Genomic DNA, 13,631 nt, shown 5'->3' on the forward strand with positions numbered 1-13,631 from the left:
CCCGGATAAAAATCTAAATGAAAGATAGAAAAATATTTCTATACTTCAATTAGATTTTTAATTATTATGAATATTCCTTTTAAAAAAGGGATAAGAGACCGGCTATCCTTGGCCCGCTTATCCCATTTAAAATTAGTTAGCTGAGAAAGACTCCGCTTCTTTAACAGATTCTGGAACTGTCACATCTCCGCTATTAATTTTCTCTTTCCATTCATCAACTTTTTGCATTACTTCATCTTTGTTAGAAAGCTCTTCATTTAATTCAGCAAGTCCTACACCGTCTTCTTTAAGACCGTATAAGATTTGTTCTCCACCAGGGAAATTTCCGTCTTGAGCTTTTGTTGCAAGGTCTTTAACCGCGTTGTCAACGCGTTTCAATGCAGATGTCAGAACAATGTTATGGTCGCCAACTTTACCTTCTGCAGCTTGATCAGAGTCAACACCGATTGCCCAAAGCTCACGGGAAGGATCTTTTTCTTTTAAGTCACGCGCTTCTTTGAATAAGCCATTACCAGTACCACCAGCTGCATGGAAAATAACATCTACATCTTGAGAGTACATTTTAGAAGCGATCGTTTGACCAAGTTCAGCTTTATCAAAAGCTCCTGCATAGTCTGCAACGATTTCCGCATCCGGGTTAACTGATTTAACACCAGCGATGAAACCAGCATGGAAACGTTCGATTACCGGAATCTCCATACCACCGATGAATCCAATTTTATTCGTTTTTGTAGCTAATCCAGCTGCAACTCCAGCCAAGAAAGAAGCTTCTTGTTCTTTAAACATGATGCTTGCAACGTTTGGCTGATCTACAACAGCATCAACGATTGCAAAATGAGAATCTTTTTGTTGTTGTGCAATGTCATTGATTGCACCTTCCATAAGGAAGCCGATACCATATACTAAGTCAAAGTCTTGACGAGCTAATGTGTTTAAGTTAGTAGCATAGTCAGCATCAGATTGTGATTGAAGGTAGTCATATCCTTCTTTACCTTTTTCTAAATCATTTTCTTCACCGAAAGCTTTTAAACCTTCCCAAGCCGATTGGTTGAAAGATTTGTCATCTACTCCACCGACATCTGTAACCATTGCTACTGTAAATTGATCTTCTTTCTTGTTACCTTCACCACTAGATGCACCTTCTTTGTCCTCGCTTGTTCCACAAGCACCTAATAATGTACCTGCAGCTAGAACAAATGACAACGCTAAACCAAATTTACGTTTTTTCACCTAGAGTACCCCCTAATATTGTAATAATTAGTAGAAAGATTGATTGTTGTTATACACGCTTTCTTAATACGTGGAAGCTAAATTTGTCGGATCTGAAATAGTTTACTGAGTACAGAATCGGCTCATCGTTTTCATCAAAATGCATTTGCTTTAAAACGAGTAGTGCCGTTTCTGGTTCACAATTTAGTATAGGGGAGATTTTATCGTGATACCCCATAGGTTCAATTTGTGCAACGGCATGGGTAATTCTCTTATTCTCTCGTTTTTCTAAAACAGTGAAAATAGAGTTATCTTCATGGGTGAAATTACGTGGCATAACCTTTTCAGGAATTTTGTCCACACAATACACAACCGGTTCCCCGTTTGCCGTACGAACCCGTTCAATCAGAATCACGTCGTCCTCTTCATTGCAAGTAAACCTCTTCACATCATCCTCAGTAGCTTCTTGAGTTGTTGAGCTTAAGAAAATGGTCCCTGGCTCCATACCAGCCTGCTTAATCATGTTCGTTACACTGTTCAGTTGCTCAATACCAGAAGTAAAGAGCGGTTTAGCATTTACAAATGTACCTACCCCATGACGTCTTACGATGACACTTTCTTCCTCAAGAATCCTGAGAGCTTCACGGAGAGTAGCCCTACTCACACCTAGTTGTTTGGAGAGATCGAATTCAGATGGAAGTTTTTCTTTTTCTTTGTAAACTCCCGCCTCAATGTCTTTCTTCAAACGGTCAATCACTTGTAAGTATAAATGTCGATTGTCTGTTTTTATTGTCACTGGAACCACCACCAAATTTTCTCAAGACATCAGACCTCTGATGTATATCTTTCCTACTAATCGAAAATACTATAACACTTTTCTTTTCATAAATAAATAGCATTGTGTGATTTTGTCGAAAAAAATGATTAGAAAGACAATTTAAAATCCTTTTTTGTTAATAAGTAGTAATTTCATTGTGATGAATAGGTTTACATGGTGTATTTTTACAAATATTTTACAATAGAGAGTGTGTTCATTTTCATTCTTTACAATAGTTATACAATGACATTACATTTGTAAACGCTTTTAATAGTATAACACATTGGTGGATAAACTAGAATAAGATAAAATGAATCGCATTCATTTTAAGCTTTCCCCCTTAATTACTTACAAAAAAAGGTGTGTAACCCCATTTGTTTTTAATAGGGTAACACACCTTTTATTAAGAGCTTTGCTCTTCTGAAGGCTTACCGATTAAGACGGTTCTTGGCTTACTTCCTTCATAGGGTCCTACAACACCTCTTATTTCCATTTCATCAATCAACCTGGCAGCTCTCGTATAACCGATCCTAAATCTCCTTTGAAGCATGGATACGGATGCCGTCTGCATTTCAGCGATTAATTGAACTGCATCATTATATAGTTCGTCTTCTGCTTCGCCCGTTTTCTCATCTTCCTGAATTTCATCTGGAATCATTTCTTCCTGATACTGTGCCTTTTGTTGGGAGATAACAAAATCAACGATTTCTTCTACTTCTTCATCAGATAAGAAGGCGCCTTGAACCCTTGTTGGCTTTGAAGCCCCTACAGGCATGAAGAGCATGTCTCCTCTGCCCAATAGTTTTTCAGCACCCCCGGAATCCAGAATGGTTCTGGAGTCGGTCTGAGATGATACGGCAAACGCAATCCTTGATGGTATATTCGCTTTGATGACCCCTGTAATAACATCCACTGAAGGACGCTGTGTCGCAATGATCAAATGTATCCCTGCGGCACGGGCCATCTGTGCGAGTCTTGTGATGGCATCTTCAACATCGTTAGAAGCAACCATCATTAAGTCGGCTAATTCATCTACTATGACCACAATGTAAGGAAGCAGCGGCTGCTTTTCTTCGTTCTCGAGATTCTGTCTCTTGACGTAGTCGTTGTAGCCTTCAATATTTCTTGTTCCTGTGTGGGAGAACAATTCATATCTCCGTTCCATTTCGCTTACAACCTTTTTTAATGCCTGTGAAGCTTTCTTCGCATCCGTTACTACGGGAGCTAATAGGTGCGGCACCCCATTATATACATTTAGTTCCACCATTTTTGGATCAATCATCATGAGCTTGACTTCATGTGGTTTAGCTCTCATAAGTATACTGGTGATAATTCCATTAATACAGACACTCTTTCCACTTCCTGTGGCCCCGGCCACAAGTAAGTGAGGCATTTTATTCAGTTCTGCAAGTACGGCTTCACCCGTAATATCCCTTCCTAATCCAATTTGGAGCTTGGCATCCGGTTTATTATGTTCCTTGGCTTCAAGTACCTCTCGTAAAGAGACCATGGCAACCTCTGAGTTAGGAACTTCAATACCGATAGCCGATTTTCCTGGAATAGGAGCTTCGATTCGGATATCTTTAGCCGCAAGAGCCAAGGCTAAATCATCACTAAGATTCACGATGCGGCTTACTTTCACACCTACATCCGGGTGTACTTCATATTTGGTGACGGCTGGACCCAAGTGAACTTGTGTCACTTTCGCTTTTACTCCGAAGCTTTGGAAGGTTCTTTCAAGTTTGGCTGCGTTGGCATGAATCAGTTGATATTCATTACTCTGATCTGTTTTTCTAGGACTCTTTAATAACGAAATAGACGGTAGTTTATAATCCTTATTTTCTATTTCAGTAAATGTAATTGGTGGTGCAGAGTCCGCTTCCCCTTCTGAATCGGACTTTTCGTTAGCGGCAGCATCGTCTTTTTCACCATTCATTTCCGCTCCTGAAGAGGATGGTTCTTCTTTCGTCTGAGCCCCTCCGTATGCACGTTCCGCGAAGTTTGAGATAATCGGTTCACTTGTTTCCTCTTGCTGAGGCACCTGGGTTTCAACCGCTTTCTCCTGCTTCACTGGAGCTTCTTTCTTTTTCTTTTCTTTCACTTCTTTTTTCTTTAACTGATCTTCTCTCCAGTCATTCATATCCTGTTTGAATGCGGACCATTGTCCGCTTAAGAATGCACCAAAGCGCTTTCCTGCTCTTCCCAGCACATCCCCGATGGATTTACCTGTCACTAGTATGATTCCGATCAATATGAATGTTGCACTAACAATTCTTGCTCCTTGCGAGTCAAATAGAAAATAAGAAACGGCAAATAAAACGCTCCCTATCATTCCACCACCAAGATCAGATGTACTCGTTTCCCCGCCTACATCCATCCAATACAAATCCCACGTATTCATGATGACACTTGGATTATCGAAAGAACCATCATTTGAGAGCAAATCAAATAATTTCACATGACTCAATAGTAAGAAGCTCGCAATGATGATATAAATCCCAATAAGCCTGCGACTAAATAACATAGGAGTCTCTCGTTTAATCATGAGGTACCCGGCCACATACAGCATCCACAGGAGGGCAACCATATACCATTCACCCAGAAAGAATCGATAGAAATATACCACTGCTTTCCCTACAGCTCCAAGCTCTATGATTGAAATCAAACTGAGGGCAGCAAGGATCATTCCTGTAATTTCATACTTGATGGTTTGTTTTAAGGTTGAACTTGTTGCAGATCGTTTTTTTCTTCTTTTTCGTTTTGCCAATCCAATTCACCTAAATTCTATTGAAGTCTTTCTTCTTATGTACATAAAGATGAAGAAAGGGCTGATCCTTTGGGGCAATCTATGTGCCTAAGGTGTCAGACCCTTCCCGTTAACTTAAAGTATCATTATGATTATCTCTTCCAGTAATATTATAGCATATCCACTATTTCGGGAAAATCCTCTTTCTCTCTTAATTGTTGATAAATTCACCCGGGCAAATCTGATTATCGAGATAATGTGCAGGGTCACTACTCATGACCCTCACAATTCGATACCGGTTCTCCTCCTGCTGAACGAGGACCGGAACACCCTGATATTCCATCATCATTTGACCACTGAATTCACTTGCATCTGTTGGAAATACAACATCATTGGGAACAACTGTATAAAGGATCATTGTACTAACCCTTCTTGTTGATCCGATTGCTTTTTCATCTCAATTAACTCGTTAATCTTTTTAATGGCTGTCCCAATGCCACCTATCCCATCTATCAGGCCGTATTCAACGGCATCGTCACCGACCACATTCGTACCGATATCCCGTGTAAGGTTACCTTTTGCAAACATCAGGTCTTTAAAATCTTCTTCCGAAATATTACTATGCTTCGTTACGAAACTAACTACCCTATCCTGCATTTTATCTAAGTACTCAAATGTCTGCGGAACCCCGATCACTAATCCCGTCAAGCGAACCGGGTGAATGGTCATTGTTGCAGTGCTCGCAATGTAGGAGAAATCGCAAGAGACGGCAATCGGTACACCAATACTATGCCCTCCTCCTAATACAACGGAAACTGTAGGTTTAGAAAGGGAAGAGATCATTTCAGAAATGGCGAGTCCGGCTTCCACATCACCGCCTACCGTATTTAAAATCACTACCAAACCCTCTATTTTCGGGTTTTGTTCGATTGCTACAAGTTGAGGAATAACATGTTCATACTTCGTTGTTTTATTTTGAGGTGGAAGTTGCATATGCCCTTCTATTTGACCCACTATCGTTAAGCAATGGATATTGGAATCCTGAGAGAGTTGCGGGACATTGGTTTGCCCTAATTGCTGAATCTTTTCCATTAATCCTGATGGTTTATCTTTATTATCATCCTGGCCTTTATTTGGCTGATCCTGCATACGTTCATGATTTTCTTCCATGAAAACATCTCCTTTTCATTTCCATTCTCTTGTTATTATTTTAATAAGGGAGTGTTTTCATACTTTATAGTTTAGTCCAAATAATAAAAGTGAGGCTATTTGTTCAAACATACTCAAACAAATAGCCTCACGTATTATACTTCCATGATGATCGGTAAAATCATTGGTCTTCTCCGTGTTTTATTGAATAGATAGTAATTGAGTTGATCTCTGATATCTTGTTTGATGGTTGTCCATTCAAAAGAGCCTTTTTGTAAATAGGAATGTACCACATCAGTCACGATACCTCCTGCTCCTTCAATCAACTCTTCTGATTCCCTCACGTAAACGAAGCCGCGTGAAATGATTTCAGGACCGGACACAATCGATTTGGATCTGCGGTTGATCGTCACAACGACTGTAAATACACCGTCTTCTGATAATAGCTTACGGTCGCGAAGGACGATATTCCCTACGTCCCCTACACCAATTCCATCGATTAACACATTCCCTGCCTGTACCCGTCCGCTCATTCTCATCTTGCCGTCCTTGTATTGAAGCACATCTCCCTTATCCAAAATGAAAATTTGCTTATACGGAAGACCGATATCGTGTGCGATCTGGGTATGCGCCACCAGCATTTTATACTCACCTTGTATTGGAATGAAATACTTCGGCTTCATGATATTTAACATGAACTTTAGATCTTCCTGACTCCCATGCCCTGAAACATGAACCTTCTTATTAGCCGTCAAGACGTTTGCTCCTGCTCTGTAAAGCATGTCAATTGTCTTCCCTACAATGACTTCCATTCCAGGTGAAGGGGAGGCGGTAATAAGGACTGTATCACCTTCTTCGATATTCACAAGACGATGGGAGCGTTTTGACATCCGCTGCAGTGCTTCAAACGGTTCTCCTTGTGTCCCGGTTGCGATGATGACGACTTCATCTTTAGGATATTCACCAATCTCATCAATTCCGATGATCATCTCATCCCGTACGTGAAGATAGCCTAATTTTAATGCTACATCATATACTCTCTTCAAACTCTTACCCACTACCGCCACTTTACGATTATTTTGCTCTGCTGCATCAAAAACTTGCTGAAGCCGAATTAAATTAGATGCAAAGCAAGCTACAATCACTCTTCCGGATGCCTTCCGTAAAGCGTCTGTTATATGCTGTTCAATGACGGCCTCGGAAGTTGTGTAGCCGGGTCTCTCCGCTTCGGTGCTGTCAGACAATAAACAAAGTACACCTTTCTCACCGATTTGAGCCATTTTGCCTAAATCCGGGCGATAAAGGTGTTTAGCTGATTGATCAAATTTGAATTCCCCGGTATGGACGATGCCCCCTTCAGATGTATGTATACAAACACCAACAGAATCTGGAATACTATGTGTGGTTTTAAAGAACGTTACATTCACTCCATCAAAGGTGAGATGGCTATCAGAGTGAATCGTATAGAATTTCACATCTTCCCGGATATTATCATCCTTCAATCGTGCCTTTACGAGGGCATTGGTTAACCGTGTGCCATAAACAGGTGCCTTTATCTTATTAAGTACGTATGAAATTGCTCCAATGCTATCCTCATGCCCATGAGTCAAGAAGATTCCTTTCACACGTTCTTTATTTTCAATGAGGTATTGAATGTCAGGAATCACGATATCAATTCCGAGCATTTCATTTTCAGGGAACATCAGCCCGGCGTCAACCACGAAAATTTCATGATCCACTTCAATCACGTACATATTCTTACCAATTTCTCCCACTCCTCCGAGCGGAATGATCTTAATACTTTCATTCTTTGTCTTACTCACATTATGTCCTCCTATGCTGTGCCTTTCCCGATCTTCAATCAGTTACATTTATTATACTTGATAATATTTTGGGAGTACAACCAATTTTATCCTACCTATAACAAGATTAGGAAAAAGACTGCATTCATTTTTACTACATTACTATTTCGATACAATGTGACTAAATCCTTCTTCTTTAAAATAAATTAATCTATTACTGATTTTTGGGCATAATTTTCCTTTTTCATATGAAAAGACTGTGGGGGAATGGCCTCCACAGTCTTTTTCATTGGATATTTTGTAAACGGTGTTGATAAGCGAGCATTGGTTGATTTCGGCTCCAATCAACTTATACAAATTCACTTTCAGTAACAAAGGGCTTTCTGAAAAAAATTTTCTAAGATAATACGTTCAGCAGTTGAGACAGCTTTGCTCTTTCCACTTCAGTTAGTGGAATTAATGGTAAACGGACAGATCCAACGTCCATGCCCTTCATCTGCAGGGCTGTTTTTACTGGGGTAGGGTTTGGACTTGTGAATAACCCTTTCATGATCGGAAGAAGTTTTTGATGCAGACCGGCTGCCTGCATTGGATTTCCACCTATGAATGCAGTAACCATTTCCTGCATTTCGTTTCCGATGATATGTGAGGCAACAGACACGATACCAGTTCCACCTATAGACAATACAGGCAGGGTAAGACCGTCATCGCCACTATACAGCATAAAATCGTCTGGCGTATGTGAAATGATTTCAGTCATGCTATCTAAGTCACCGCTTGCTTCTTTAACAGCTACGATGTTTTCAATCTCTGACAATCGAATGATGGTTTCAGGAGAAACATTGACGCTTGAACGTCCAGGGATATTATACAGCATGACAGGTAAGCTTGTTGATTCGGCAATCGCCTTGAAATGCTGGAATAAGCCTTCCTGACTCGGCTTATTATAGTATGGAGTCACCAGCATGATGGCATCTACGCCTGCATCTACTGCCTTTTTGGTAAGCTCGATTGAGGCATGCGTGTTATTGCTTCCCGTCCCGGCAATCACAGGTACTCTTCCGTTTACTACTTTTACTACATGTCGAAATAAAGCAATCTTTTCTTCTTTTGTTAAAGTAGGAGACTCACCCGTCGTCCCGGCTACTACTAACGAATCTGATCCATTTTCAATCAAATACTGAATTAATTGGGTCGTCTTGATGAAATCAATATTTCCTTTACGGTCAAATGGGGTAACCATCGCCGTAGAAACGCGGCCAAAATTCAATCTTGTCACTCTCCTCTTATGTTTATCCTACCCTGAATGTAGCGGTTCTCTCTTGTAGTTGAAATGTATCATGAAGTGCATTAATCGCATTAATCAGGTCCATCTCTTTCACCAGAACCCAAATAGTCGTATGACTATCTGCTGACTGGAGGATTCGGATTCCTTCGTTGGAAAGCGACGATACAATGGCTGAAGTCACCCCAGGAACCCCTGTCATCCCCGCTCCCACTACTGAAATCTTAGCACATTCAGACTCTACAATCGGTTTATGACCTATATTTTTCAGAACGGTAATCGCTTCTTCTGCAACCGATGAGGCAACAGTGTAAACAACTCCCCGTGGTGAAATGTTAATGAAATCAACGCTTATTCCCTCTTTAGCCATCGCTTTAAAGACTTCGGCTTGAAGATTGTATTGATCTTCCTTAGCGAATACTTTAATTTGGGTAAGATTGGGAACATGAGCGATTCCTGTTACGGGATGACTCCGAAATTCTTTATGTGCTTTCGAATTTTCAAGTGTGGTCACAAGCGTGCCTTCACCATTTGAGTATGTGGAACGGATTCGAATTGGAACGTTCGAATTCATTGCAATTTCAACGGCTCTTGGATGAATCACCTTTGCTCCCTGATATGCCATATTACATACTTCATTATAGGAAACAACCGTTATCGGTCTTGCTTTCGATGAAATGCGGGGATCTGCAGTCATGACCCCTTCAACATCGGTAAAAATATCGATGAATTCAGCCTTTAATGCCACTCCTAAAGCAGAAGCGGAAGTATCACTCCCCCCTCTGCCTATCGTGGTGACATCACCATCTTTCGTTGCACCTTGAAACCCGGCAACGACCACTGCATCGTGAATTTCCAGCTCTTTTACCAAACGGCTGCATTTCATTTCCATAATCTTCGCATTGTTAAAATCATTATTTGTTCGGAACCCAGCTTGAGCACCCGTTAAAGCGGTAGATCGGATTCCATGTTCAAGCAGCATGTTAGAGAAGACCAGGCTAGAAATGATTTCTCCACAAGATAATAATAAGTCTTGCTCTCTCTTACTAATTGAAGTATTTCTGCCACCGATTAAGGATAACAGGGAGTCAGTAGCGTAAGGTTCGCCTTTTCTACCCATAGCTGAAACAACTACCACCACTTTATATCCCTTATCAATCGCTTGCTTTGTGTGGGCAAGTGCCTTTAAGCGACTTGCCTCATCACGTACAGACGTTCCACCAAATTTTTGAACGATCACTTTCATGACTACACCTCATTGTCATATGTTCAAGAGGTATGTGAGAACGAATAGTGGAAATATACAGATCAATTGCTGGCATGGTCCCTCTTAGTTACTTAATTAAACCAAGTTTCATTAAACTTTCTGCGATTTGAACAGAGTTCCAAGCCGCTCCCTTAAGTAAGTTGTCAGACACAACCCACATATGGAAACCCTTGTCTTCGTCAAGATCCTTACGCACTCTACCTACAAATACATCCGGTTTTCCTACAGCATGTGCAGGCATCGGATAAATTTGTTCATCCGGGGCGTCTTCCAAGGTTACCCCGGGAGCATCTTTTAACAGTGAGTGTATATCTTTCACTGAAACAGAATCCTTCTCAATTTCAATATATACACTTTCAGAGTGACCTGTTACAACAGGTAATCTAACACATGTTGCAGACACCTTTAAAGATGGCATGTGCATAATTTTTTTCGTTTCATTGATCATTTTCATTTCTTCAAATGTAAAGCCGTTCTCCTGGAATTTATCAATTTGTGGTATGGCATTATAAGCAATTTGATAATGCTTTTTATCCCCTTTTACAGGCAGGACACTTGGCTCAAATGATTCACCTGACAGTATGGCTTGTGATTGCGCGTGAAGCTCATCGATTGCCACTGCACCTGCCCCTGAAACTGCCTGATAAGTTGACACGATAACTTTCGATAAGCCATATTTTTTACGAATCGGTTCAAGTGCTGCCACCATCTGAATAGTAGAACAGTTAGGATTCGCAATGATTCCGTTATGAAGTTTGATATCTTCTTCATTCACTTCTGGAACAACTAGAGGAACATCTGGATCCATTCGGTATGCACTTGTGTTGTCGACGACAATCGCCCCACGTTTAACGGCTTCAGGAGCAAGAAGTTTGGATACACTCCCACCTGCACTAAATAAAGCAATGTCGACTCCTTCAAAACTTTCAGGCTTCGCTTCTTCAACCGTCCATTCTTTCCCTTTGAAGCTAACTGTAGACCCGGCAGAGCGTGCTGAAGATAATAATGTTAATTGTTTTATTGGAAAATCCCTTTTTTCTAATGTTTGTAGCATTTGCTGTCCCACTGCACCAGTAGCACCGACAACCGCTACATGAAATCCCGTTGTATTCAAATTCTTCTCTCCTTCCAACCATTCAGTATTCTCATAGTAGGTATAACCTTTTAGTCTATTACTATAATAAAGAATATTTTAACATAAACAATTATTCGACAATAGGGAATTCTTTATATAAGTTTTGATTATTTTAATTTAATGAGAGCCATATCCTTCTATATGCATGAAAAGAAGGCCATCTTAACAGTGCAAGGTGATAGCCTTCTAAAGTATTAATCTAAATATCTTTCGATTACGACAGGCTGAAGCTGTCTTCCTTCAATTGCCTCTTCAATGGTTTCCTGAATTAACGTCATTCTAGCTACCATCGATTTTGGTTTACTAACAGGCGCATCCTGACCGAATGGGATAAAGTAAATATCTTTCGTTGATATTAATCTCATTAGATTTACACCATTTAAACCAAGAGCATCATTTGTTGAAATCCCCAGTACTACCGGTCGGTGATTACGAAGAGTCGCTTTGGCAGCCATTAATACCGGAGAATCTGTCATTGCATTTGCGAATTTACTCATTGAATTTCCTGTAAGGGGAGCGATCACCATGCAATCCAATGGAATTTTAGGACCGAGTGGCTCCGCCTTTACGATTGAATCGATCACCTTATGACCCGTCACGTCCTCAATCCGCTTGATCCAGTCTTCTCCCTTACCAAATCTCGTTTCCGTATTCATAACGGTCGAAGTAACAATCGGCATCACTTCCGCACCGTTATTCACTAATCGTTCGATTTCGGGGAATACGGCATCGTACGTACAATGAGACCCTGTCAGACCAAACCCGATTCGTTTTCCTTTTACGCTCATGATGAACTCTCCTTTCCTAAATCAAAATCGTCCTCTAGCAATTGACAAAGAACATTCGCCAGAATCTGCCCGGCTGTCTTAGGTGCCACGATTCCAGGCAACCCTGGGGCTAACAATGCTTTAATGCCCCGCTTTTCTGCATAACGAAAATCTGTACCTCCAGGCTTTGAAGCCAAATCAATAATTAATGTATGAGCTGGCATTTTTGCTATCACAGCAGCCTTGACTATATGCACTGGAATTGTGTTTATACATATATCACAATTCTCAACCTCTTTTTCTAAGTTATCCAAGTGGAATGGCTCTAGACCCATTTCGGTCACCCTGGCCAGATGCTCACTTCTGCGAACACCTACCTTCACCTTTCCCCCTAAATGATGAAACGTTCTAGCTACACTCATACCTACCCTACCCAGACCTAATATGACAATGGTAGATCCGTGAATGGTAAAGTCTGTATGTTGAATAGCCATCATAATCGTTCCCTCTACTGTAGGGATGGAATTATAAATGGCAACATCATCTCTCTCAAACAACTGAACAAGTTTCCGGTGCGTTGAAGACATCACTTGATCCAAGTACTTATTACTAATTCCTGAATAGATCGTACAGTGCTCTGGCGTCTGTGACACGATTTCTTCTGTTAAAATGATTTTCTCGTTGGAAAAAATCGTATCAATTTCTCCTTGTAGATTCGTGCCGGGTACAGGTAAGATAATGGCATCAATCATCGAAAAGTCCACTTCACTCAGCTTTTCTTTCGTAGCCCCTGTAAAGGCATGATCTAGTTGTTCAAAACCTACGAGTGAGATCTTAGCATCCAACTCCGTAAGCTTCCGAATAATCTCAAGTTGACGAGCATCTCCGCCTAGAACTGCGATCTGCATTCCGGTCAGCATCACTGATTTCACCTACTTTTTACATAATCGCTATTCTAAATCCCTTTTCACTTCAACAGTGTATGTTGCTCATACCTAATGGGTGAGAACAAAAGCGATGGAAGGATGTTTAGGGTGTAGGATTGTTTTGAAGGGGGAATTTTGCGGGAGGGTGTGGGTTGTTCATAATTTAAATGAAAGTCCAATAAAAAAAACGGGGAAGCCCCGTTTCATCAAACTTCTTCTTCCGTTAATCATTCGATACTTCCAGAATGATCATATCAGCTCCGATGGTTCTTATTTGATGCCAGGGTACTCGAATTTCCCCGCCTTGCTTCCGCAGCCATTTTCCGGTTGGAATGATAAGCGCATTGATATTTCCTGACTTATCATTAAATTCAAGATCGGTTTGCCCAAGAATTCCTAGTCGTTCTGCTTTTTTATAATCGACGATTTCTTTTCCGCTTAACTCGCTTAATCTCATGAAGGTTTCCCCCTTAAAAAGCTCTGTATTACAATGTATACACTGTCCACTTTTTTTAGAAGGATTTCTTC

General features: G+C 40.7%; 12 protein-coding genes. All 12 read right to left on the bottom strand.

Annotated features, from left to right (window positions below; genetic code table 11):
* Positions 1-132 precede the first annotated feature (132 nt).
* Positions 133-1,230 (bottom strand): BMP family lipoprotein, encoded by a 1,098-nt coding sequence (locus ACFQWC_RS07375; RefSeq protein WP_299740968.1) that lies wholly within the window; start codon positions 1,228-1,230, stop codon positions 133-135.
* 49 nt (positions 1,231-1,279) lie between these two features.
* Positions 1,280-2,005, bottom strand: coding sequence for a GntR family transcriptional regulator (locus ACFQWC_RS07380; RefSeq protein ID WP_299740966.1), 726 nt, complete (start codon positions 2,003-2,005; stop codon positions 1,280-1,282).
* A 424-nt stretch (positions 2,006-2,429) separates the two neighbouring features.
* Positions 2,430-4,793 carry a DNA translocase FtsK gene (locus ACFQWC_RS07385; RefSeq protein WP_377106751.1) on the bottom strand — a complete coding sequence of 788 codons (2,364 nt, stop codon included), beginning with the start codon at positions 4,791-4,793 and terminating at the stop codon, positions 2,430-2,432.
* Positions 4,794-4,983: 190 nt separating this feature from the next.
* The gene (locus ACFQWC_RS07390) at positions 4,984-5,190 is read right to left on the bottom strand and encodes a YlzJ-like family protein (protein WP_299740963.1); all 207 of its coding nucleotides are present in this window, start codon (positions 5,188-5,190) and stop codon (positions 4,984-4,986) included.
* The gene (locus tag ACFQWC_RS07395; RefSeq protein ID WP_377106753.1) at positions 5,187-5,942 is read right to left on the bottom strand and encodes a ClpP family protease; all 756 of its coding nucleotides are present in this window, start codon (positions 5,940-5,942) and stop codon (positions 5,187-5,189) included. The genes ACFQWC_RS07390 and ACFQWC_RS07395 overlap by 4 nt, the downstream gene beginning before the upstream one ends.
* A gap of 134 nt (positions 5,943-6,076) precedes the next feature.
* Positions 6,077-7,744, bottom strand: a complete 1,668-nt coding sequence (locus ACFQWC_RS07400) for a ribonuclease J (RefSeq protein WP_299740961.1) — start codon at positions 7,742-7,744, stop codon at positions 6,077-6,079.
* 376 nt (positions 7,745-8,120) lie between these two features.
* Positions 8,121-8,993, bottom strand: a complete 873-nt coding sequence (gene dapA / locus ACFQWC_RS07405) for a 4-hydroxy-tetrahydrodipicolinate synthase (RefSeq protein ID WP_299740959.1) — start codon at positions 8,991-8,993, stop codon at positions 8,121-8,123.
* 22 nt (positions 8,994-9,015) lie between these two features.
* Complete coding sequence (gene dapG / locus ACFQWC_RS07410) at positions 9,016-10,254, bottom strand: aspartate kinase (protein ID WP_299740957.1); 1,239 nt, start codon at positions 10,252-10,254, stop codon at positions 9,016-9,018.
* 88 nt (positions 10,255-10,342) lie between these two features.
* A complete protein-coding gene (gene asd / locus ACFQWC_RS07415) occupies positions 10,343-11,389 on the bottom strand; it encodes an aspartate-semialdehyde dehydrogenase (RefSeq protein WP_299740955.1) in 1,047 nt (348 codons plus the stop codon).
* Positions 11,390-11,604: 215 nt separating this feature from the next.
* Positions 11,605-12,198, bottom strand: coding sequence for a dipicolinate synthase subunit B (dpaB, locus tag ACFQWC_RS07420; protein ID WP_299740953.1), 594 nt, complete (start codon positions 12,196-12,198; stop codon positions 11,605-11,607).
* Positions 12,195-13,097 (bottom strand): dipicolinic acid synthetase subunit A, encoded by a 903-nt coding sequence (dpaA, locus tag ACFQWC_RS07425; protein ID WP_299740951.1) that lies wholly within the window; start codon positions 13,095-13,097, stop codon positions 12,195-12,197. Before dpaA ends, dpaB begins: the two co-directional genes overlap by 4 nt.
* Positions 13,098-13,326: 229 nt before the next feature.
* Positions 13,327-13,560: a YlmC/YmxH family sporulation protein gene (locus ACFQWC_RS07430; protein WP_299740949.1), complete on the bottom strand. Its 234-nt coding sequence runs from the start codon at positions 13,558-13,560 to the stop codon at positions 13,327-13,329.
* Positions 13,561-13,631 lie beyond the last annotated feature (71 nt).

The sequence above is a fragment of the Rossellomorea sp. GCM10028870 genome (genome assembly GCF_042666755.1).
In the GTDB taxonomy this organism is placed as follows: domain Bacteria; phylum Bacillota; class Bacilli; order Bacillales; family Bacillaceae_B; genus Rossellomorea.

What these genes read in the sequence shown, in the direction of transcription:
- ACFQWC_RS07390 (WP_299740963.1), bottom strand. Translation starts at nt 5,190, where the DNA reads ATGATCCTTTATACAGTTGTTCCCAATGATGTTGTATTTCCAACAGAT.
- ACFQWC_RS07395 (WP_377106753.1), bottom strand. Translation starts at nt 5,942, where the DNA reads ATGGAAGAAAATCATGAACGTATGCAGGATCAGCCAAATAAAGGCCAG.
- dapG (WP_299740957.1), bottom strand. Translation starts at nt 10,254, where the DNA reads ATGAAAGTGATCGTTCAAAAATTTGGTGGAACGTCTGTACGTGATGAG.
- dpaB (WP_299740953.1), bottom strand. Translation starts at nt 12,198, where the DNA reads ATGAGCGTAAAAGGAAAACGAATCGGGTTTGGTCTGACAGGGTCTCAT.
- dpaA (WP_299740951.1), bottom strand. Translation starts at nt 13,097, where the DNA reads ATGCTGACCGGAATGCAGATCGCAGTTCTAGGCGGAGATGCTCGTCAA.
- ACFQWC_RS07430 (WP_299740949.1), bottom strand. Translation starts at nt 13,560, where the DNA reads ATGAGATTAAGCGAGTTAAGCGGAAAAGAAATCGTCGATTATAAAAAA.